Here is a 21852-nt window from a genome sequence, read left to right as displayed (position 1 = left end):
GTACAAAAAAGACCCAAGTGGTCGCCTGCAGGAGGCACAAAAGAGAAACCCGCTTTTTAGCTGGAGTTCTCTTTTGTTATGCCTCGGAAAGAGGCATTTTTTGTTTTTATTTAGAGATTGGAGGTGAAGATGTGCTTAGAAGACCAGAAAAGGAACAGTTGGTTCAAGAACTTACCAGCGAGTTTCAAAATTCATCACTTGTTCTTTTCACAGACTTTAAAGGTTTGACCGTTGCACAAATGACAAATTTAAGAAGAGCTTTAAGAGAAAAACTTGGTAGTGGTGCAAGGTTAACCGTTGTAAAAAACACACTTTTAAAGATGGCTTTGAAGAACTCTGGTTACGATGTTGATTCTCATGAAAGTTCATTCTTTGGTCCCACAGCGGTTTTGTATGTAACAGAGGGAGATCCAGTAGAAGCTATCAAAGTCTTCTACAACTTTGTTAAAGAAAACAAGGGTACACCAGTATGTAAAGGTTTATTCCTTGAAAGAAAGTTCTTTGCCGGGGAACAACTCGAAGACCTTTCGAAACTTCCATCCAGAGACCAACTTATCGCAATGGTTGTTGGAGGAATTCAGGCTCCGATACGCGGTCTTGTCAACTCTCTTGCAGGTGTGCTTAGAAGCGTACTTTATGCGCTTAATGCTATTAAAGAGCAAAAAGAAAAGCAGTGATAAACACAAGATTTGTTTTAATTAAAAAATTTAAGAACATACGATTATGGAGGTGTATATCATGACATTGGAAGAACTTGTAAAAGCTATTGAAGGTTTAACAGTTGCAGAACTTGCAGAACTTGTCAAGATGCTTGAAGAAAGATTTGGAGTAAGCGCAGCGGCACCAGTAATGGCAGCAATGCCCGTTGCAGGCGCAGCAGCACCATCAGCTGCAGCAGCTGAAGAAAAAGATTCATTCGATGTTCTCCTCAAGAGCTTCGGAGCAAAGAAAGTTGAAGTTATAAAGGTAGTAAGAGAAATAACAGGCCTCGGTCTTAAAGAAGCAAAAGACCTCGTAGAAAAAGCAGGAGCAGCAGATGCATTCATTAAACAAGGCGTAAAGAAAGAAGAAGCAGAAGAAATCAAGAAGAAGATTACAGAAGTTGGCGGAGAAGTTGAAATAAAGTAACATACTTTTCAAAATAAAGAATATTGTGTATCAAACCCCGCACAGTACTGTACAGTGCGGGGTTTTTATGGTTTAATATATAATTGGCTTATTATTGACTTTTCCAATCCTTTTTCTTTCTAAACCTCCGCGGTGATTATTTTTCCATCCAGATTGTAATGTGCAAATGTGCAATGATTGAGGAAGAGGTGATGAGATGAAAACCTACCAAATTGGTAAACGTACAAGGTATTCTTTCGGTAAGGTTGATGAGATTATCCAAGTACCCGACCTTGTTGAAATCCAGCGAAAGTCTTTCGAAGAGCTTTTGAACCATGGTATTTTACGTATTCTTAAGAAGTTTAGCCCTATAACTTCTGCAAAAGTTGAAGGCAGAAGAGAGAAGGGCTTCAATCTTGAGTTTGTAAACTTCAGAGTTGGTGCGCCACTTCACAGTGTTGAAGAATGTAAGCAAAGATTGTTAACTTATGTAGCTCCATTCTATGCAACAGTTAGGGTCACAGATGTTTCAACCGGAGAAATGCGTGAAGAAGAGGTTTCTCTTGGAAACTACCCAATAATGACTGAAAATCAAACTTTTGTAATTAACGGTGTTGAAAGAGTTGTTGTAAGTCAACTTGTTAGAAGCCCTGGCGTATATTTTGTCGAAGAACCAACAAAAAATATTGGTGCTAAACCTATATACCTTGCTCATTTTCTACCGGTTCGTGGCGTATGGTTAGAAATAATGCTTAACTTAAACGATGAAACACTTTACGCAAGAATTGATAGAAGAAAAAGACTCAATCTATTCCTTGTCTTAAAAACACTTGGATTTCAAAATGATATAGATATACTCTCGCTCTTCCCGGCTTACTTAGATGTCGAAGACGACTATTCTTTAAAACAATCTGAAGGAATAATTATTCTCGAGAAAATTGTTTCAAAAAGCGGAGAAGTAATTGCAGAAAAAGGGTCAGTTCTAACTTCGACACTTGTCGAAATATTAAGAGAACATGGAATTGAAAAAATTAAAGTTGTTAATAACTATATGTTCAAAACATACATGAAGCTTAAAGAAAAACTCAAAATGCCATTAGAAGAAAATATCAGTGAGTTAAGAGCTTTCATGGAAATATACAAGGAATTAAGACCCGGAGAAGTATTCAGATACAATGCCGCAAAATCATATTGGAATAACCTTTACTTTAATGAAGAAAGGTTTGAACTTTCAGAAGTCGGTCGCTATAAAATGAATAAAAAATTGACAAATGCCTATAGAAAATATTTGATTGAAATAGAAGGAAGAAATCCAAAAAGTGTTGAACGGATAGAATACGAAGAAAAATCGAATGCTCTTACACCAATAGATATTATCTTGGTTATTAGAATGCTCCTTGAAACAGAAAAACATCCAGAAACGTTGGATACCAAAGACCATCTATCGAATAAGAGAGTTAAAACAGTTGGTGAACTTATAGGTTCAGAATTTGAAAGAGCATTTTCGAAATCAATACATCAAATACAAGAAAAATTAGCTACCTATACAAGTTTAGATAAAATATCTATTCCAAGTTTAATAAACTTGAGAAATGTTATAGCTTCATTGAATAGCTTCTTCGCTACAAACCCACTCTCCCAATTTATGGACCAAGTAAATCCAATTGCTGAATTAACGCACAAAAGAAGGCTAACTGCAGTTGGACCTGGCGGTCTAAAAAGAGAAAGAGCAAGATTTGAAGTTCGTGACGTTCACCACTCACACTATGGGAGGATGTGTCCTATCGAAACACCTGAAGGTGGTAACATTGGTCTTATAACATCACTTTCAGTTTATGCGACTATTGATGAATACGGATTTTTGGTAACACCTTACAGAAGAATCACCAATGGAAAATTAGCAAACGAAGTGGTCTATTTAGCTGCTGATGAGGAAGAAAACTACAAAATAGCATCTGTAACAATCGCTTTTGACAAAGAAGGGAATATAATACAAGAAAGGGTCCCCGTAAGGTACCTTGAAAAAATAGTTTACGTTCACAAAAATGAAGTAGATCTTGTAGATATCTCTCCAAAGCAGATAGTTAGTGTTACAACATCACTTATACCATTCTTGGAACACGATGACGCAAATCGCGCGTTGATGGGTTCAAACATGCAAAGACAAGCTGTTCCTGTTATAAAGCCAGAAGCACCATTTGTAGGTACAGGAATGGAATACGCAGCGGCTATTTACTCAGGTCACGTAGTGTTAGCAAAGAATGATGGTGTAGTTAAAAAGGTTGATGGTAGAAAAATTATCATTCACAGAATAGATGAAAATGGTCAACTAATGTACGATAAAAAAGGTAACCCAATAATTGACGAATACACACTTCTAAAATATGTAAGGTCAAACCAAGATACATCAATAACGCAAAAACCAATCGTCAATGTTGGTGATTTCGTAAAGAAAGGCTCGCCAATCGCTGATGGTCCAGCAACTGACAATGGAGAACTTGCACTTGGAAAGAATGTACTCGTTGCATTTTTACCATGGGAAGGTTACAACTTTGAAGACGCAATATTGGTAAGTGAAGAGCTTCTTGAGGAAGATACATTTACATCCGTACATATAGAGGTTTACGAAACAACAGCAAGAGAAACAAGAGTTGGTCCAGAAGAAATTACATCAGAAATACCAAATGTTTCAAAAGAAAATATTAGAAACCTTGACGAGAATGGAATAATAAGGATAGGTGCGTACGTTGGTAAACAAAAATACTTTACATCACAGGATATATTAGTTGGTAAAGTAACACCAAAAGGTGAAAGTGACGCAAGTCCAGAAGAAAAAATTATGAGATCAGTCTTTGGTGAGAAAGGTAAAGATGTAAAGGATTCTTCATTGAGGGTACCACATGGTGTTGAAGGAAGAGTTATAGGCGTTCACGTTTTCCATAAAGAAGAAGTCGGTGATTTGGGACCTGGCGTAAATACACTTGTGAGAGTCTACTTGGCAACTAGGAAACCATTAGAAGTCGGTGACAAACTCGCTGGTAGACACGGTAATAAAGGTGTTGTCTCGATGATTCTTCCAAAAGAAGATATGCCGTTCTTACCAGATGGTACACCGGTTCAAGTTGTGCTTAGTCCTCTTGGTGTTCCATCACGTATGAATATCGGTCAGGTGCTTGAAACATCGCTTGGTTGGCTCGCAAAATTAACTAACAGATACTTTGCAACGCCTGTATTTGATGGAGCAAAAGAAGATGACATACTACCAGAACTTTACAAAGTAAGAGAAACACTTAACTTACATCATGGCGATGATCCAAATAATCCATCTGGAAAAGTCACGCTCAGAGATGGTAGGACAGGTAAAGAATTTGATTTCCCAGTATTAGTTGGTTACATGTACATTATGAAACTTATCCACATAGCTCGAGATAAAATACACGCACGAGCAACAGGTCCATATTCGCTTATTCACCAGCAACCACTTGGTGGTAAAGCACAATTTGGTGGTCAAAGATTTGGTGAAATGGAAGTTTGGGCACTTGAAGCCTACGGAGCATCTTACACACTCAACGAAATGTTAACAGTAAAGAGCGATGACATAAAGGGAAGAACAGAAGTTTACAAAGCTATAATGAAGAGTAAAAATCTCCCAGAACCCGGGTTACCTGAGAGCTTTAAAGTTCTTGTCAGAGAACTTAAAGGTTTAGCTTTGGATGTAAGAGTATACGATGAACACGGAAATGAAATAGATATTGAAAAATTATAATATTTTATTGAATCAGCGGTCAAGGTTAGAAATTTAACCAACCTTCTATGACCGCTGATTATTGATCAAAATGAGTATCAAAGGTTGTGAACCCCTATTCATGATGAGGAGGGAAACTGAATGAGTTCTTCTTTCAAAAGAAAAATTGCAAGTGTGAACGTTAGAGTAGCTTCACCCGAAGTTATTAGAAACTGGTCAAACGGTGAAGTAAAGAAAGCTGAGACAATAAATTACCGTACCTTCAAACCAGAAAGAGATGGTCTCTTCTGTGAGAGGATATTTGGACCTGTAAAAGACTACGAATGCGCTTGTGGAAAGTACAGTGGAAAGAAATATGAAGGTACAGTTTGTGAAAAATGTGGTGTTAAAGTTGAATCAAAAGACGCACGCCGAAGGAGATTTGGACATATAGAACTTGCTGCGCCTGTCACACACGTATGGTACTTAAAAAATTCTCCAAGTGTCATAGCGACTCTCCTCGACATGACCGTAAAAGATATAGAGACAATTGTCTATTTTGGAAGTAGAAGAGTTAATGAACGTGTTGTTATCGTTACCGATCCCAAAAATACACCTTTCATAAAAGGTTCTATATTAAATCAAACTGAATATGAAATTTACGCACAAAAGTGGGATTTTGAAGTCTCACCAGCGTATATAGTTAAAGAACCACGTTCACCTTTAGTATCTGATATAGATGGTGAAGTACACATAAAACACGAAAAAACACACACAGATAGAGAGCTTTACTGGATAGTTGTTAAAAACATCTCTCGAACCGAATTGAAAGTTTACACTGGAATGGTACTAAACTTCAAAGACAACGACCAAGTCAATCAAGGAGATGAAATTGTATCTGAAAAAAGAGTCGAAGCAATATTTGCACCATTTGATGGTACCGTTGAAGTAGATGAGATTTCAGAAACTATAACTATAAATCCATTGCCAACAAGCAAAAATAATCCAATAACGTTTTCACTTCCGTACGGTGTTAGAGCTTTGGTAAAAAACAATGAAAAAGTTAAGAAAGGGCAGCAACTTACAACAGAAACCATTCTCAACTCTATTGTTGCTCCAGTCTCAGGTACAATTAGATACAGCAAACAACTTAATTTAAGACCTTTAGAAAACGGATTATATGAAGTTCTCACAAATGGAGTTATATACATTGAAAACGTTCAAAATATAAAACAATACCCTGTGTTTGAAGGAGCACCTATTCAAGTTGAAGACGGTCAAATGGTAAAAGCTGGCGATATACTCGCCGATAGATTTTTATTTGAAGAAGAGAAATTAACTATCGAAGAATATAAACTCTTTAGCGAATATTATCCTGGAATGTTTGTAGTTGAAGAACAAATAGAAAACGATAAACCAATAATGGTCATAACCGATATCGATCCTTCTGTGTCAGAGGAAACGGGAATAAAAAAAGGACAAGTTATCACTCAACAAGATTACGAAGCATACTCGAGAATATACCCTGGTAAGATAGAAGCAGAAACAGGTGCAATGGCGATCAAAAAACTTCTTGAAAAAATTGACCTTGAAGTAATGAAAGCAGAAATCGAAGCAGAACTTAAGAAAATACCAAAGAGCAGTGTCAGGGCAAAGAAATTACTCAAAAAAATGAAAATAGTTAAAGACTTGATAGATAGTCAAACAAAACCTGAGTGGATGGTTCTTGAAGCTTTACCAGTAGTTCCACCAGAAATAAGACCTATGATTCAAATAGATGGTGGTAGATTCGCAACAACGGATCTTAACGATCTATACAGAAGAGTCATAATGAGAAATAACAGACTTAAGAAACTTCTTGAAATGAATGCGCCAGAGGTTATCGTAAGAAACGAAAAAAGAATGTTACAAGAAGCTGTTGATAACCTCATTTTCAATGGAAAAATTGGAAAAGCTTACGTTGACAGAAACGGAAGACAACTAAAATCATTGACAGACCTTATCCGTGGAAAAAAAGGAAGGTTCAGAAGGAACCTTCTTGGTAAACGTGTTGACTATTCAGGACGCGCGGTTATCGTTGTAGGTCCACATTTGAAAATCCACGAATGTGGTTTACCAAAGAAGATGGCACTCGAACTCTTTGAACCATTTGTTATTGCAGAGCTTTCAAAAGAAGAAAACACAGAAGCACCACAAACAAAAGTCAAAAAATATAGGAAAGAACTCCAAAGAGAAGATCCAAAAGCTTGGGAAAAACTCGAAAAAGTTATACAAGGAAGAGTTGTTTTACTTAACAGAGCGCCAACACTACACAGGATGTCAATTCAAGCCTTCGAGCCAAAATTAATAGAGGGCAACGCTATACAACTTCACCCATTGGTATGTCCGCCATTCAACGCTGACTTTGATGGTGACCAAATGGCGGTACATCTACCATTATCGCCAGCAGCGCAAGCAGAAGCAAGATTATTAATGCTTTCAAGGTACAACATTATATCACCTGCTCATGGTAAACCTATTTCAATGCCTGGAAAAGACATTGTTGCTGGTGTTTACTACTTGACGATGGTTGATAAGAACTACGATAAAATAGAGCCGGAAAATATTAAATGGAAGTTTGCAAATCCAGAAGAAGCCGAACTTGCTTACGAATTTGGTTTTATCAAACTACATGAACCAATCATTATAAAAATCAATGATAAAGCAATAAAAACAACTTTTGGAAGGGTCATATTCAATAGCATACTTCCAGAAGAACTTAGAGATTACAACAAAACATTTGGTAAAAATGGCATAAAAGACGTTGTTTACAAAACATTTAAAACACATGGTATCGACAGAACAGCTGATCTACTTGATAGCATAAAAGATCTTGGATTCCATTATGCAACTATCTCAGGACTTACTATAAGTCTTAAAGACTTTATGATTTCTCCAAAGAAAAATGAGATTATAACAAATGCAATGAAAAAAATAGAGTATATCGAAAAGCTCTATGATGATGGCTTGCTAAGTGATGAGGAAAAGTATAAAGAAACAATAAAAATATGGACAGAAACAACAAACTTAGTCCAGGAAGAAACATACAGATACCTTGGAGAAAATCCATTCAACCCCGTTTACATAATGGTTGACTCTGGTGCAAGAGGTAACAAAGACCAACTCAAACAACTATCAGGTATGAGAGGTCTCATGGCTGACCCATCAGGTAGAACTATCGAAATACCAATCATTTCAAACTTCCGTGAAGGTCTATCGGTTCTTGAATTTTTCATCAGTACCCATGGTGCAAGAAAGGGTTCCGCTGACACAGCATTGAGAACAAGTTCAGCAGGTTACTTAACAAGAAGACTTGTTGATGTTGTACAAAGCGTTGTTGTAACAGAACCAGATTGTGGTACACACGAAGGTGTTCGTGCGACACTTCTTAAGAGTTCTGACAATTTTGTTGTTGAAAAAATAGAGGACTTCATCTTTGGTCGCGTACTCGCAAAAGATATTTATGAACCCGGTACAGGAAATATATTAGTCAACCCCAACACCAACAAGTCTTACACAAGAGATACCGTAATTCTTGATGAGGATGCAAAATTCTTATCAAATTACAAAAAGAGAGTAAATGTTGTCGAAGAAAGTATATTAGATCTCTCAGTTGGAAACATTCCAGAAGTTTATGCTGAACTTGCAGAAGACATTGACACTCCATCAGGGCTAATACCATCTGAAACAGAAATCGATTGGGATGTTGTAAGAAAACTAAGAGACGCAGGTATAAAGAACGTAAAAATTAAGCTTTATCCGATAGTCGGTTCTGTAATATCAGAAGAGATAGTTTGGGATAAAGATAGGAAAAAGCAGATAGCCGTTGAAGAAGAGCAAGTTGACGTTGCACTTGCTAAATTACTTGAAGAAAACAATATAGACAGCGTTTATGTAAGACCAGAAATATATGTCAGGTCAGTACTCACATGTGAATCAGAACATGGCGTTTGTGCAAAATGTTACGGATTAGACCTTTCAAACCACAAAGTAGTTACAGTTGGTGAATCAGTTGGTATAATTGCTGCTCAATCAATCGGTGAACCAGGAACACAGCTCACAATGCGTACATTCCATACTGGTGGTATTGCAACTACAGCAGATATCACACAAGGTTTACCAAGGGTTGAGGAATTATTTGAGGCAAGAAAGAAAACAAAAGACCCAGAAGGTATATTCTCAAAGGTAAAAGGTACAGTTGTTGATATTTCAAATGATGAACCAAAGAAAATTTATATACAAGATGAACTTGGTGGTATTCATGAATACGAAGTACCTTCAAGAGTAAGAGTTAATGTTACAGTTGGTCAAAAAGTATTACCTGGTCAATCGCTAACAAGTGGTTCTCTCAAAGTTAGAAAAATTCTGGAAGAACTTGGACCAGAAGAAACAGCAACGTATTTACTCAAAGAAATAAAGAGAGTCTATGTACAACAAGGTGTTGACATTCACGACAAACACTTCGAACTTATAATTAGGCAAATGTTGAATAAAGCAGAAGTCATAGATTCCGGCGACACAGAATTCTTACCAGGTGACCTTGTACCGATAAGCTTGCTTAACAAGGTTAACAGGGAAATAATGGAAGGCAATGCAAAAGTTGAAATGAACAGAAAGAAAATTATCGGTAGAGAACTTGCCAAACATATCATTGTGAAAAATGAAGATGGAGAAATTGTAGAACTTGCCGCTGAAGGTGAAGAGGTCACAGAAGAACTCCTTGAAAAACTTATTGAATACGGAATAAAAGAAGTAGTTATCATGAATCACGATAAAGAAAAAGAAGTTTATCAGATCCTTCCAAAAGAAACTGTAAAATACAGAAGAAGACTATTGAGAATTACTCAAGCATCGCTCGAGTACGAAGGCTGGTTAAGTGCGGCAAGCTTCCAGCAAACACAACAAGTTCTAACAGATGCTGCAATTAAAGGCGCTGTAGATTATCTAAAAGGTTTGAAAGAAAACGTAATAGTCGGTCAACTAATACCAGCAGGTACAGGATTCGATATATTCTCATCCGTTCAATACGAAGAAACACCAAGGCTTGCAAAAGAAGAAAAAGAAAAATTCGCATGATAATACAATAGCAAAGCAAAAGCGCCCGTACGATTTTGACACGGGCGCTTTTGTTTTTTTTGTTCCTATATTCTCTTATTTTCTATATATTACAAAAGAAGTAGGTGTCTCCCAAAGCCTTACTTCACTTAGTTTGTATCTTTCGCTTGAGAGCTTTTCTTCAAGTTTGTTCCATATCCACTCCGCGATGTTTTCCGCACTTGGTTGAGGTATTATTTCATTTATGTAGGCATGGTCTAAGTAACTCAACACCTCTTCTTGTACTATCTTTTTCAAATCAATAAAGTCAATTACCATTCCCTCTTTATCCCTCTCACCACAAACCATTATCTGCAATTTATAAGTATGTCCGTGTAATTTCTCGCATTTGCCATGATACTCAACAAGATTATGCGCTGCATCGAACGTGAACTCTTTAACTACGCAAAACATATAACTCACCTCAACAAAATTCCTATCTCCATTTCTCACTGAAATTGAGCATTTGTTCCGCACTAAACTCAAATGGAAACTTAACAGGCTTATTCTCAATAGCCGATCTGTATATCGCTAAAACTATTTCTACAGCCTTCCTTCCTCACCAGAAATTTTGGGTTCCCTGTTGTTTACAATCGCTTCGTAAAAATCTCTGTACAAAGGCACATGTCCTGAACCGTAAACTGTATCAGGGTCCGGTAAGTTCATAAACGGATGGCTATCTTCATTTGTGAATCTCCATACTTGGATTCTATTAACCGCAAGTCCACCGATAACAACGGTACCTGTTTCACCAAAAATCGAAAGAGTTTCTTCAAGATTCTTTGGGTAAATTGTCGATGTACCTTCTATTATACCAACACTGCCATTCTTAAATTTCACGAGTGCCCCACCGAAATCCTCAGCTTCTATATATGGATGTTGGAAATTCTTTATTACACCATATACTTCATCGATTTCACCACCAAGCATCCATTGAAGCAAATCTATATTATGCGTGCATTGGTTCATCAAACTACCACCATCTAACAACCAAGTACCCCTCCATTTTGCTTGTTCGTAATAATTTTTATCCCTATTCCATCTGATACTAGCGACACCGTAATTTATCCTTGTGAAGCTATTATCTTCTATCTTTTTTCTAAGTTCTACTATAGGAGGATTAAATCGATTTTGGAAACAAACACCTAATTTAAGATTATTTTTACGAGCCGTATCAATCATCTCATCCATATGCTTTGTAGACAAAGCCATAGGTTTCTCAACAAGAACATGCTTACCTCTTTTTAGTGCTTCTATAGATATCTCGTAGTGATACCCACTTTCGGTGGCGATGGCTACAAAATCAATTTCTTCTTCATCGAGCATCTTTATGTAATCGGTATAAACTTTAGGGGTGTAACCAGCATCTTTTTCAATTTTTTCAGCGCATTTAATAGCTTTTTCTTCAATTACATCACATACAGCAATAGCTTCAATTATATCACTATTTCTTATTATCGCCTCGACATGTTTTGAAGAGCCTATCCTTCCACAACCAATCAATCCCATTTTCAGTTTTTTCATATTCTAAAAACCCCCTTTATCTTATTGGCCTTTTTTCTGGAATACCAATCCTTCTTGGATATTTATCGGGTGTATGAGAAATTTTCTCAAAAACTAACAAAAATCTATCTTTACCACGTATTGAGTATCTTCTTACCTCAGATAATTTAACACCAAGTTCTTTCATGGCATTGACAGATTGCCCAAGCTCTTCGTTATATCCAGGTCCTTTGTACAAAAGTAACTTTCCACCAACTTTAACGTAAGGAGCTGTTAACTCAAGAACTGTTGCTATTTTTGAAACAGCACGAGAAACAGCACTATCGAATTTTTCAAAAAAATCACCTTTTCCTTTCAATTCTTCGGCTCGCGCGCATAATGTTTCTACTTTTTTGATTCCAAGTTCTTTGCATGTTTGTTGGATAAAATGTACTTTCTTACATATACTATCAACTAACAAACCCTTTTTATCAAATTCAACCGAAAGAAAAACGCCGGGTACACCCCCACCAGTTCCAATGTCTAAAAAAAACTCTCCGAGGTCTTCTGATTTAACCGGTAGTACGGAATCAAGATACAAAAATGCCATGGCTTCGTCAAAATCTTTGTATGCAGTAAGATTAATCGGTGAATTTATCAGTTTTTCAACGTATTTTCTCACAATTTCCGTCTTTTCCATCAAGCACCACCTTGAAAAAGAATTTAGCCACATCTAAAGGCACGCGAGACCTTGATATTGGTTCTGTTATCCATCTGTAAAACCACTCTAAACGTGTCTTTTGGAAAAATTTAGGAGCTCTCTTTTTAACACCGGCAATTACGTCAAAACTACCTCCAACTCCCATTGCCAACTTAAATGGTAATTGCATGTGTTGGTAAATCCAAAGTTCCTGTCTTGGCGCGCCCATACCAACGAATAGTAAATCCGGTTTTAATTTTTCTATTTCTTCCGCAGGCGTTTGGTCTTCAAAATATCCATGATGGTACCCAACAATGTTGACCCCTTTATTTCTCAAATTTTCAGCTGCTCTATTTACTACATCCGGTCTTGCTCCCAAAAGATAAACTTTCCAACCTCTGTTCTTTGCTTCCTCACATAAATAAAGCATAGTATCAATTCCTGGTACTCTATCAGTAACCACATTGCAGTGACGTTTAACGGCCCAAACAACTCCAGATCCATCAGGTAAATGAAATGTGGCATGTCTTAATGCTTCATCATAATCAGGAATTTGTTGAGCTCTCAAAAAAATTTGACTATTTAAAGTTACAACAAAAAGTTTGTTACCTGAAACTATTGAATCAACAAGATACCGGCGTAACTCTTCAGCTTTGCCACATAGCAAGTTATAAGAATAAAAAGAAACCTGTTCCAAAATTCCACCACCAAACATATATTTTCTGGTATTTCTATTTAAACTTTACAAAAAAACCGGGTCGGTTTTATATTTCCGACCCAAGCTTTTAAAAAACTAAAAAAACAAATTCACCTTTTGGTGCCGAGGGCGGGATTTGAACCCGCACGGGTCACCCCACATGATCCTGAGTCATGCGCGTCTGCCAATTCCGCCACCTCGGCGCATTCACAATAACATTCCAAAATCTTAGCAACCTTATTATACCATTAAATATAATACTTTCAAGACCAAGTGTACTTCATTGAATTATTAAAACGGTTCAAGCAAACCAACAACTATATAAATCCTTTGTTTAAAGTAGCTCATTTCCACATATAGTTTATCCTTCATCTTCATTCCCGGCGGATCTGGTATGTACGTTCTGAAACTCGCAAAAAGATTATCTAAAAAATTCAAACTACTACCATATTCCATTAAAAGAGCAAACTTTATGTCAAATTGCCCTTTTTGCCCTTTATACTCGTAACCTATAAATCCTCCGTAATTCATGTAAATTTTATTGTTTTGGAAATCGTTAACTATCCCTATCATCGGACCCGTTGAAACGCCCAACGGCGTTTCGAATAATATTGAACCATCTATACCCCATTCTAAATTAACAAAATAATTCCCATTTAACGAAAACATATTATCTTCGTAACCTACACGAACAACCCAGTTATTGTTGTTTATTCCATATCCTACACCAATATTTACAAATGCAAAAACTGCGGTAGAAAATAACGTCAGAAAAATGATAAAAAATTTCGACTTTGACATGTTAATCCCCCCTATTTTCCAATAATGAACTTTTCAAACTTTAAGGTTACTTTTTCATCGGTTTTATCATTAGTTATTTCTATTCTTTCTGGTAAATCGTTTTTAACATACATTCTAACTATTATAGGTTGAACTCCAAAACGTGAAAGTACTTGAAAATTTTTCGGTCTAAACTCCACGTAATCTTTATATTCCTTTGCATCAAAGAGCGGAGATGAGAGGAAATCCGTAATATTCTGAACAATCCCACCAATTTGAGTAGTCTCAGCTTTAGCTATTTCTGACGTTTTTATATTTTTGTAAACGTACTCAATTCTCTTAGAAATAATATTATAATTTATAACAATCCCATTTAAAATTTCAGGTTGCTTCATTTTAAAATTAAAATTTTCCAAATTATCAACTTTCATATCGAAAGCTGTGGTAAAGACTTTCCTTTTCTCACCATCTAATGTTTCAAAGGTCAACTTAACAGAGATAGAAAAATCACGTTGACCAGCCATTTTTTCAATAAACCCGTAAACACTAATGCCTTCATTTTTTTCCTGAGAAAACATCTTAATTGGCAAAGAAGATATGAATAGTAAAAATATTACAATGAGCGTTTTATAAAGATTTAAATGTTTTTTCAAAAAAACTCACTCCCTAACAATTCTAACATTATCATTTATCCGTTAAAATCGTCGAATCGTTTTTCAAGATTACTATAAAATCTATTGGAAAAAGAACCTGTCTTCCACTTTTTGTAAGCTCTCCAATAACTGAAAGATACTTACTGATATAATCTATTCTATCATCGACAAAGATTATATCGAACTTCTTATCTTTAAAAACTTTCCCTATCATCTCTTCAATATAAATCCTTAATCCCTCATTCTTTCTCAAAATTAATACTGTGTCGTTTTTAAAATCAACATCTACACCATCGTAGAATATCTTATTTGGTGAATAGCCCTTGTCTTTAAACAATTTCTCAATCACGCTTAAAGTTGTCAAATTCCTTTTTGAAGTATTATTGATAACATAATATCTGTAAGTTTCTTGTGTTTTCTTCTCTCCTAACTGCAAAGATTCCTTATATTTATCCAACTTTGCTTCATCGATATACAAATTTCCATCTGTTCCTATATTAAATGGAAAGGTTACACTATCCAATTTAAATCCATTTTTAATCTTTGAAAACATATAGACTATTTCGCCAATTTCTATATTAAATTCCGTTCTTTCACGGATTTCCTTGTAAAGAGCAGTAAGTGAGAAAATATTTTTCTGAAGAGCTTTCTGAGCTAATTTCTCAATTATGACTCGTTGTTTGTCCAACCTACCTATATCGCCCTCCGCTGTTTTCCTAAACCTCAGGTATGCTAGCAATTCCTTGCCATTCATTTTATAATATCCGGGTGAAAAATTTATCTCGAGATTTTGAGCTACATCTTTGTAATGCATGGGTCTATCGACAAAGACTTCAATAGGTCCAAGTTCGTCACCAAGAAATTTAAATATATCGTAATCGACTATAAAATAACGTTTAATTTCTATTCCTGTTAAATCTTCTATACGCTTTTTAAAATTTTCAAGTCCTTCTGATTGATAATACGCATTTATTTTTTTACCATCTATAATCAAATCTCTTGGTATACTGGAAATCAATATCGTTTTTTTATCAAGGTCAATACTTGCTACAAGAATTACATCGGTTCTTCTAGTACCAGAAATGTCTTTATCTAATCCAAGCACAAGAATATTAACTGGATTCTCCGTAGGTATGAAAAGAAATTTTATAAATAGTTCAATCCATACACCGGAAATAAAGAGCGCGGCAGCAATACCGAGAAATATTACAAGAGCGTAGAGAAAACCTTTCATACTATGTCTCCCTTTACCCAACCTATGTAAGGTAAATTTCTGTACTTCTCATTGTAATCAAGTCCGTAACCTATTACAAATTTATCTTCGATTTCAAAACCTACAAAATCTGGTGTAACTTGAGGGTTACGCCCAAGTTTTTTCAGCAAAGTAACCACTTTCAAATCTGCAGGTCTGTACCTTCTAAGGTACTCAAGCACATACGAAAGTGTTAATCCTGTATCAAGTATATCTTCAACAACGATTACATGCCTATTTTCTATGGGTTCGTCTATCCAACTTTTAACCCTTATTCTTCCAGTAGATGAAACACCAGAGTAACTTGAAACTTGTATAAACGAATACTCAACATTCATGTCTATATTTTGAACTAATTCACTAAAGAAATGAATAGAACCTTTCAAAACACATACAGCATGTAATGTATCGGTTTTGCCTTTATAATATTCCGTAATTTCTTTCCCCATTTCCCTTATTCTTTTTCTCAATTCATCTTTTGAAATCATAACCTCTATCAAATTAATCGCCTCCTTCGAATAGTCAACAATAAACAACAACAGTAAAATTTTTATTTTATTCTATAACTCCTGAGCAAAGCACTTCGTCTTCGTTATAAAACACAGCTATTTGTCCGGGGGTGACAGCAAAAACTGGTTCGAGGAATTGTACTTTCAGTTCATCTTTCAAATATTCCACACGACAAGGAACTTCCTTAAACTTTTTGCGTATTTTTACAGTTGCCAAAAACTCATCAGGTAAATCTACATATATATTTAAATTTTTAACTCGCATTTCATTTTGATACACTTCATCAAGTGGAGAAACAACTATAAAGTTCCCTTCCACATTTTTTGCTTTAACATAAAGTTTTTGTCCAGCGGCCACTCCAAGTTTTCTTTGCCCAATCGTATAAAATGGCAGCCCCTCATGTTTACCTATTATCTTTCCTTCACTTGTGATTATATTCCCAGGCTCGATTTTAACACCACGCTCTTCAAAGAAAGACTTAAAATCGTTATCTGGAAGAAAACACAAATCCTGAGAATCAATCTTTTTAGCTACATGAATCCCAGCTCTTTCAGCTATATCCCTAATTGTTTCCTTACTGTATTCACCGTTTGGCAACAAAATTTTGCTGAGTTTTTCCTTCTTTATTGAAGCTAAAAAGTACGATTGGTCTTTCTCTTTATCCAAAGCTCTGTACAGCTTTCCATTTAATATCCTTGCGTAATGACCTGATGCTACAAAATCCATACCGTCTGAAAGCGCAACATCCATAACAAATCCAAACTTTATATAATCATTGCAGAAAAAACAAGGATTTGGTGTTTTACCCGCAAGATTTTCGGATATGAAATAATCTATTATTTTCTCCTTGAACACATCCTCAACATGGATTATCTTAAAAGGCACGCCAAATTTCTTTGCTATTAACTGTGCATCGTGTGTATCAGACGGACTACAACAGACTTTATGCTTTATCTGCTTTGTTATATACAACTCATCTCTTACAGTTTTCATATGATAAGCAGTTACTTCATAACCTTTTTCAATTAAAAGATATAAAGCAACAGCGCTATCTACTCCTCCACTAAGCAAAACACCTACTTTAGCACTCAACTTTGGCACCTCGCTAGGTAATCTTCAGTAAGTTCCTTTAAAGTTATAGATTTGAGTATTTCCTGCATCTTTTCCAAAACAGACTCCCAAATTTTGTTAACTGTACAGCTTTCAGGACTGGTTGCTTTATCATTTATATCAACAAAACATTTTATAGTATCACTTGGATTATCAACCGATGAAACGACATCGTAAACTGTTATCTCATCAAGTTTTTTTGCAAGTTCGTAACCGCCACCACGACCCCTATAAGCATGTAATATACCATTTCGTGCGAGATCAGCTAATATTTTCTCAGCAAATTCAAGGGGAAGCCTTTCACGACACTTCTTAACAATTTCCCTCGCGTTAACCCTTTTATTTTCAACTGCTATCAAAATCATTATTTTAATAGCATACTCACTCTTCATCGTTATAGCCATAAGACGTTCGCCTCCACTAAAGTTTACATCTCATTTCTTAAACACATTATTGTACATTTTTTTGAGGGTAAAGAATATAAACAGGATGTGCGGAAATGCCTTGATTAAGAGCCAATCTGACATCGCTGACATAAACGTCTATCCTATTACCCTTTATGGCGCTACCAGTATCTTCGGCTATAAAAACAACATTACTAAGCGTAGGTATATAAACAAGTGAACCTAAAGGTATAACGGTAGGATCAACCGCTATTGTCCTAAAACTACTTGGAACTCTACCGTTTCTTGCAATCCTGAATGTTGGATGTGAAGGCACTTTTCCGTCGTCCCACTCAGAATAAAATGTAACTGTGAAAATCCCTTTGTATTCCGTAAAGAGTCTCAAAGGATCTCTAGGTTCACCATCTATGTAAAGCTCGAAATGAAAAACGTCGATACATTGACCAAGTGGTTTGTTATTTGTGACAAAGGTTCCTTGTTTAACCGTTGTGTTGATACCATCGTAAACAGCCATAATCATATTTCCATGATCTATGGTTACTCTGTAACTATCTACACTTATAACTTTACCTGGAAGAATTGGATAAACATCTTGACCTCTAGCGTATATATCGATACCTACAGTTTTATTCCCATTTACTTCTTGACCATGATACTTTAAAATATCAGAGGGTACTATTTTAACAGGCACTCTATAATATTTAGAAGGGTCATTAACAGGAATTTTTATCAATTGCCCAATAGCTATCTTTGAGGGATCTTTAATATTATTAACTTGAGAAAGAGCGTCAACTTTAACACCGTACGCATTGGCTATACTACTCAAAGTATCACCGGATTTAACTAAATAGTATATATACCCTTCTTTTATCTTTAAAAGTTCCTCTATCGACATTGATTGAATAGTACTTTTCAAATCTTGAATTTCTTGCTGAAGCTGCTTAATAAACTCTATATCACTCTGTTGAATACTCAGCTGACTGAGACTTTTTAATTCCCTTATTTGAGCACTTAAAACATCTAAATCCTTTTTAATATTATCAATAACTTTCAGCTGATTCTCTATTGAGAATAGCTTGGTATTTATTGAAGAGTTATTATTTTCAAGAGTAGTTACTCTCTTAGACAAAGTTGATATATCACTAACCGTTTTATTTTCAAAATTACTCAATCTTTTGTCCAAATCACTTACTTGATTACTTAATTTTGTCATAGAATTATTGGTCGAAGTTAATTTCTTTTCAAGGTCACTCAAATTGGCTTTCACATTAGGTAAATCTGCTTTTATGGCGGATACATCCTTTTGCAAGCTTGAAACCTTATCATTCAAATTAATAACTTGAGAGTTTAAATTTACAACTTTTTTATCAATCATCTCTACATTTGATTTAATTTCAGAAATGTTATTTTTTATCCCAACAATCTCCTTATCTCCTTTTATCTTATCAGAAACACTCTGGCCATAGGATTGTTCTATATTATCAACCCTACTTTCTAATTCTTCAATTCTCATGGAGAGCTCAAAATAATTTCCTAGAGGGAAACAGCCATAAAGCGATAAAAATATAATGAAAAGAAGGAAAAGAATCATCGTTTTTAAAATACCTACTCTTTTATTTCTTGCCATCTATCTCTCCCTGCCTTAACATAATATGAATTAGAATTTCTATATTTATTAATCAATATAGAAAACCACCTTCTTGCATCTTCCATCTTACCAAGTCTGTAAGAAAGCTCTCCGAGGTAAAATATAACCATTGGTTCTTTCTCTTCAGATATATTTGCTTTAGAATAACATTCTTCAAAGCTCAATAATGACCTTGCTAAAGCTTTGTATTCATTTTCTTTATCTTTTAGTTCCCTATAAAGCCATGCGATTCGTAAATACATCTCTGCAGTTCTACATGGTTGCTTTTTCGCTTCATAAAACAGCGCTGCAAGAGCGTAAGATAAAATAGCTGCTCTGTGGTCACGTTCAGCAGAAAAAGATACATTGTCTGGTATTTTAATCTTCCTTTGTATATCTCTTATTTGGTCAAGATAAATCGGCGAAACATGATTCTCAAACTCGGTATCAAGTGCCGCATAATGGCACTGATTGCATACAACAGCAGAATACAAAAGTGCATTAACACCTTCGTAATTTGGTTTCATATCCGGTTCGTATTCTTTTATCTTCACCTTATCTGTAAAAACTTTCTTACTCACAACCTGACTCCCACAGATTGGGCAAACATACTTTTTATCCCAAAGATCCGGCATTGTTTTCATCCCCTGCCATAAGGGCTTCAACAAAAGCCACAGGGTCAAACGGTTTAAGGTCATCTATCCCTTCTCCAACACCTATAAATTTGATTGGTATTCCTAATTCTTTCGCAATTGCAATAGCAATACCGCCTTTTGCCGTACCATCAAGTTTTGTCAGAACAATTCCTGTTACATTAACAACTTCCTTAAATATTTTAGCCTGCTGGAGACCATTTTGCCCTGTAACTGCATCCAGTACAAGCAATACTTCATGAGGAGCATTCGGCATTAATTTTTGAATAACTCTGTTTACTTTCTGAAGTTCATCCATCAAATGCTTTTTATTATGCAGCCTTCCTGCTGTATCTAAAAGTACAACATCTTTTCCTTTTGAAATCGCGTGATTAACAGCATCATACGCGACTGCAGCAGCATCGGCTCCTTCCATGTGTGCTATAAAAGTCGCACCAGACCTATCTGCCCAAACTCTTAATTGGTCAATCGCTGCTGCTCTAAATGTATCACATGCACCTATAACTACCTGTTTACCTTCACCTCTAAACATCGATGCCAATTTTCCACAAGTTGTCGTCTTACCAGAACCGTTCACACCTACAAGACTTATCACAAAAGGTTTTTCAGATGGCACATTCAATTCGTTTTTACCTTTCAATATATCAACTAGTATTTCTTTCAACGCGCTAAAAGCATCCTCTGGTTTCATCTCTTCAAGTTTTTCAATGATATACTCCGTTGCTTCAACACCAACATCTGCAAGTATAAGTAATTCTTCTATCTCTTCTCTTGTTTCCTTATCAAACTTTTTAAATTTCAATATTTGTCCTATCTTGTTAAAAAAACTTTCTCTACTTTTCTTGAGTCCGTCTCTTAGCTTATCGAAAAAACCCACAATTGACACCTCCAAAATCCGAAATATGAAAAATATAAAAACGTTAAAGATCCAAACATGCAAACACTAGACCATTTTTCCTACTCATAATTATTCTATTAAAATTAATATTCAATTTATCAATTAATCTATCCCTTTCTAAGGATTTTATTACTACTCTCTTACGTGCTATTCTAATCATTTCCTGAATTGTTTCATCATTTATCGTATCATAGCTTGCGAAAGGTCTTATAGGATTGAGTGAAGAACTTTCAAAAACAGGATTTTCAAACATTGGATCGCAATAAACAATATCAAATGACTTATCTGGTTGTTTTTTGATAAATTCCTTCATATCTTCGTTGTAAAGTTCTATCTTTTTAATTGATTCATTTATCCAATTTTCCTTTGAAACGTATTTCTTGAGGCCATAGGAAACAACCCTAAATATATGTGGTGAGACTTCTGTCCCAACAACCTTTTTTACAAAATATGCCATAAATACCGCATCCATACCAAGCCCAAATGTTCCATCGTAAACGACATCGTTTTCATCAGGTTTTAAAGCTTCTATGAGATAATCTCTACCATCTCTTTTATAATTCTCCATCCTTATCTTTGCTATACCTGGATGGAAGAAAAGTTTCTGATCACCTATATGAATCGAAAGATTAAGATTATTATCAACAACATAATAAAAATCAATTTCTCCGTTTTTAACTCTTTCCGCGACATGCCTTCTATTATAGTAAGGTATGGAAAATTCTTTTGATAAAAACTTTGCAAGTCCGACAGCTTCATTTGATGCCTTATGCGATGTAGTTATAACTACTTTATTAGTATATTTTTGAGTCTGATGGAATGTTATTTGATGTATCTGTTGATTGTGATATTTCATTGCTTGTATTACTTGCCTCCTTTTCTTCGAGTGCCTTGATGATACTTTCCAATTTTCTTAAAGTTTCCTCTTTGTCTTTCAGTTCCTTTTTTTCTTTCTCGTAAGCTTCTTTTATAGTTCTATATTCTTCAAGTATAGCCTTATACCTAAGATAACTTGTGAGAAAGTAACCAAGGAATACTATAAACACAACAATATAGAAAAGTATAATGATATTCAACTGCTTTCTTTGTTTTTTTTCTTTTAATCTCACATTTAGGACACCT

18 protein-coding genes, 1 tRNA gene and 1 pseudogene are annotated in these 21852 nt (G+C 35.4%); 4 read left to right on the top strand and 16 right to left on the bottom strand.

Annotated features, from left to right (window positions below; all coding sequences use genetic code 11):
• Positions 1-131: 131 nt before the first annotated feature.
• The 4 genes from rplJ to FNOD_RS09240 all read left to right on the top strand — a co-directional run bounded on the left by rplJ (position 132) and on the right by FNOD_RS09240 (position 9946).
• Complete coding sequence (gene rplJ / locus FNOD_RS09255) at positions 132-677, top strand: 50S ribosomal protein L10 (RefSeq protein ID WP_011994908.1); 546 nt, start codon at positions 132-134, stop codon at positions 675-677.
• A 61-nt stretch (positions 678-738) separates the two neighbouring features.
• Entirely contained in the window at positions 739-1128 is a 390-nt protein-coding gene (gene rplL, locus FNOD_RS09250) for a 50S ribosomal protein L7/L12 (RefSeq protein ID WP_011994907.1), read from the top strand.
• Positions 1129-1324: 196 nt separating this feature from the next.
• Positions 1325-4873, top strand: a complete 3549-nt coding sequence (rpoB, locus tag FNOD_RS09245; RefSeq protein WP_011994906.1) for a DNA-directed RNA polymerase subunit beta — start codon at positions 1325-1327, stop codon at positions 4871-4873.
• Between the two features lie 120 nt (positions 4874-4993).
• On the top strand, positions 4994-9946 hold the full coding sequence (locus FNOD_RS09240; RefSeq protein ID WP_011994905.1) for a DNA-directed RNA polymerase subunit beta': 4953 nt from the start codon (positions 4994-4996) through the stop codon (positions 9944-9946).
• 75 nt (positions 9947-10021) lie between these two features.
• Here the strand turns inward: FNOD_RS09240 and queD are convergent, their stop codons facing one another.
• From queD to FNOD_RS09160, 16 genes and pseudogenes are all read right to left on the bottom strand, one after another.
• Positions 10022-10378 (bottom strand): 6-carboxytetrahydropterin synthase QueD, encoded by a 357-nt coding sequence (gene queD, locus FNOD_RS09235; protein ID WP_011994904.1) that lies wholly within the window; start codon positions 10376-10378, stop codon positions 10022-10024.
• A gap of 22 nt (positions 10379-10400) precedes the next feature.
• Positions 10401-11488 (bottom strand): annotated as a pseudogene (locus tag FNOD_RS09230) (Gfo/Idh/MocA family protein).
• 16 nt (positions 11489-11504) lie between these two features.
• Positions 11505-12146 carry a 16S rRNA (guanine(527)-N(7))-methyltransferase RsmG gene (rsmG, locus tag FNOD_RS09225; RefSeq protein ID WP_011994902.1) on the bottom strand — a complete coding sequence of 214 codons (642 nt, stop codon included), beginning with the start codon at positions 12144-12146 and terminating at the stop codon, positions 11505-11507.
• Positions 12112-12843, bottom strand: coding sequence for a WecB/TagA/CpsF family glycosyltransferase (locus tag FNOD_RS09220; protein WP_041256989.1), 732 nt, complete (start codon positions 12841-12843; stop codon positions 12112-12114). The genes rsmG and FNOD_RS09220 overlap by 35 nt, the downstream gene beginning before the upstream one ends.
• 118 nt (positions 12844-12961) lie before the next feature.
• Positions 12962-13046, bottom strand: a tRNA-Leu gene (locus FNOD_RS09215).
• A gap of 88 nt (positions 13047-13134) precedes the next feature.
• Complete coding sequence (locus FNOD_RS09210) at positions 13135-13644, bottom strand: hypothetical protein (protein ID WP_011994900.1); 510 nt, start codon at positions 13642-13644, stop codon at positions 13135-13137.
• A gap of 11 nt (positions 13645-13655) precedes the next feature.
• Positions 13656-14276: a hypothetical protein gene (locus FNOD_RS09205; RefSeq protein ID WP_011994899.1), complete on the bottom strand. Its 621-nt coding sequence runs from the start codon at positions 14274-14276 to the stop codon at positions 13656-13658.
• A 31-nt stretch (positions 14277-14307) separates the two neighbouring features.
• Complete coding sequence (locus tag FNOD_RS09200; protein WP_011994898.1) at positions 14308-15510, bottom strand: LCP family protein; 1203 nt, start codon at positions 15508-15510, stop codon at positions 14308-14310.
• Positions 15507-16028 carry a hypoxanthine phosphoribosyltransferase gene (hpt, locus tag FNOD_RS09195; protein WP_011994897.1) on the bottom strand — a complete coding sequence of 174 codons (522 nt, stop codon included), beginning with the start codon at positions 16026-16028 and terminating at the stop codon, positions 15507-15509. Before hpt ends, FNOD_RS09200 begins: the two co-directional genes overlap by 4 nt.
• Before the next feature lie 55 nt (positions 16029-16083).
• Positions 16084-17130, bottom strand: a complete 1047-nt coding sequence (mnmA, locus tag FNOD_RS09190) for a tRNA 2-thiouridine(34) synthase MnmA (RefSeq protein WP_011994896.1) — start codon at positions 17128-17130, stop codon at positions 16084-16086.
• Complete coding sequence (locus tag FNOD_RS09185; protein WP_011994895.1) at positions 17127-17552, bottom strand: RrF2 family transcriptional regulator; 426 nt, start codon at positions 17550-17552, stop codon at positions 17127-17129. Before FNOD_RS09185 ends, mnmA begins: the two co-directional genes overlap by 4 nt.
• Before the next feature lie 46 nt (positions 17553-17598).
• Positions 17599-19179 carry a 3D domain-containing protein gene (locus FNOD_RS09180; RefSeq protein WP_011994894.1) on the bottom strand — a complete coding sequence of 527 codons (1581 nt, stop codon included), beginning with the start codon at positions 19177-19179 and terminating at the stop codon, positions 17599-17601.
• Positions 19158-19760: a DUF2225 domain-containing protein gene (locus FNOD_RS09175; RefSeq protein WP_238374591.1), complete on the bottom strand. Its 603-nt coding sequence runs from the start codon at positions 19758-19760 to the stop codon at positions 19158-19160. Before FNOD_RS09175 ends, FNOD_RS09180 begins: the two co-directional genes overlap by 22 nt.
• Before the next feature lie 34 nt (positions 19761-19794).
• On the bottom strand, positions 19795-20709 hold the full coding sequence (gene ftsY / locus FNOD_RS09170) for a signal recognition particle-docking protein FtsY (RefSeq protein WP_011994892.1): 915 nt from the start codon (positions 20707-20709) through the stop codon (positions 19795-19797).
• 43 nt (positions 20710-20752) lie between these two features.
• Positions 20753-21586, bottom strand: coding sequence for a class I SAM-dependent methyltransferase (locus FNOD_RS09165; RefSeq protein ID WP_011994891.1), 834 nt, complete (start codon positions 21584-21586; stop codon positions 20753-20755).
• A complete protein-coding gene (locus FNOD_RS09160; RefSeq protein ID WP_011994890.1) occupies positions 21525-21839 on the bottom strand; it encodes a hypothetical protein in 315 nt (104 codons plus the stop codon). The genes FNOD_RS09165 and FNOD_RS09160 overlap by 62 nt, the downstream gene beginning before the upstream one ends.
• Positions 21840-21852: the final 13 nt, after the last annotated feature.

Origin of the sequence: Fervidobacterium nodosum Rt17-B1, assembly GCF_000017545.1 — a bacterium.
Classification (GTDB): Bacteria; Thermotogota; Thermotogae; order Thermotogales; family Fervidobacteriaceae; genus Fervidobacterium; species Fervidobacterium nodosum.
This window is presented reverse-complemented; position numbering and strand designations above follow the sequence as displayed.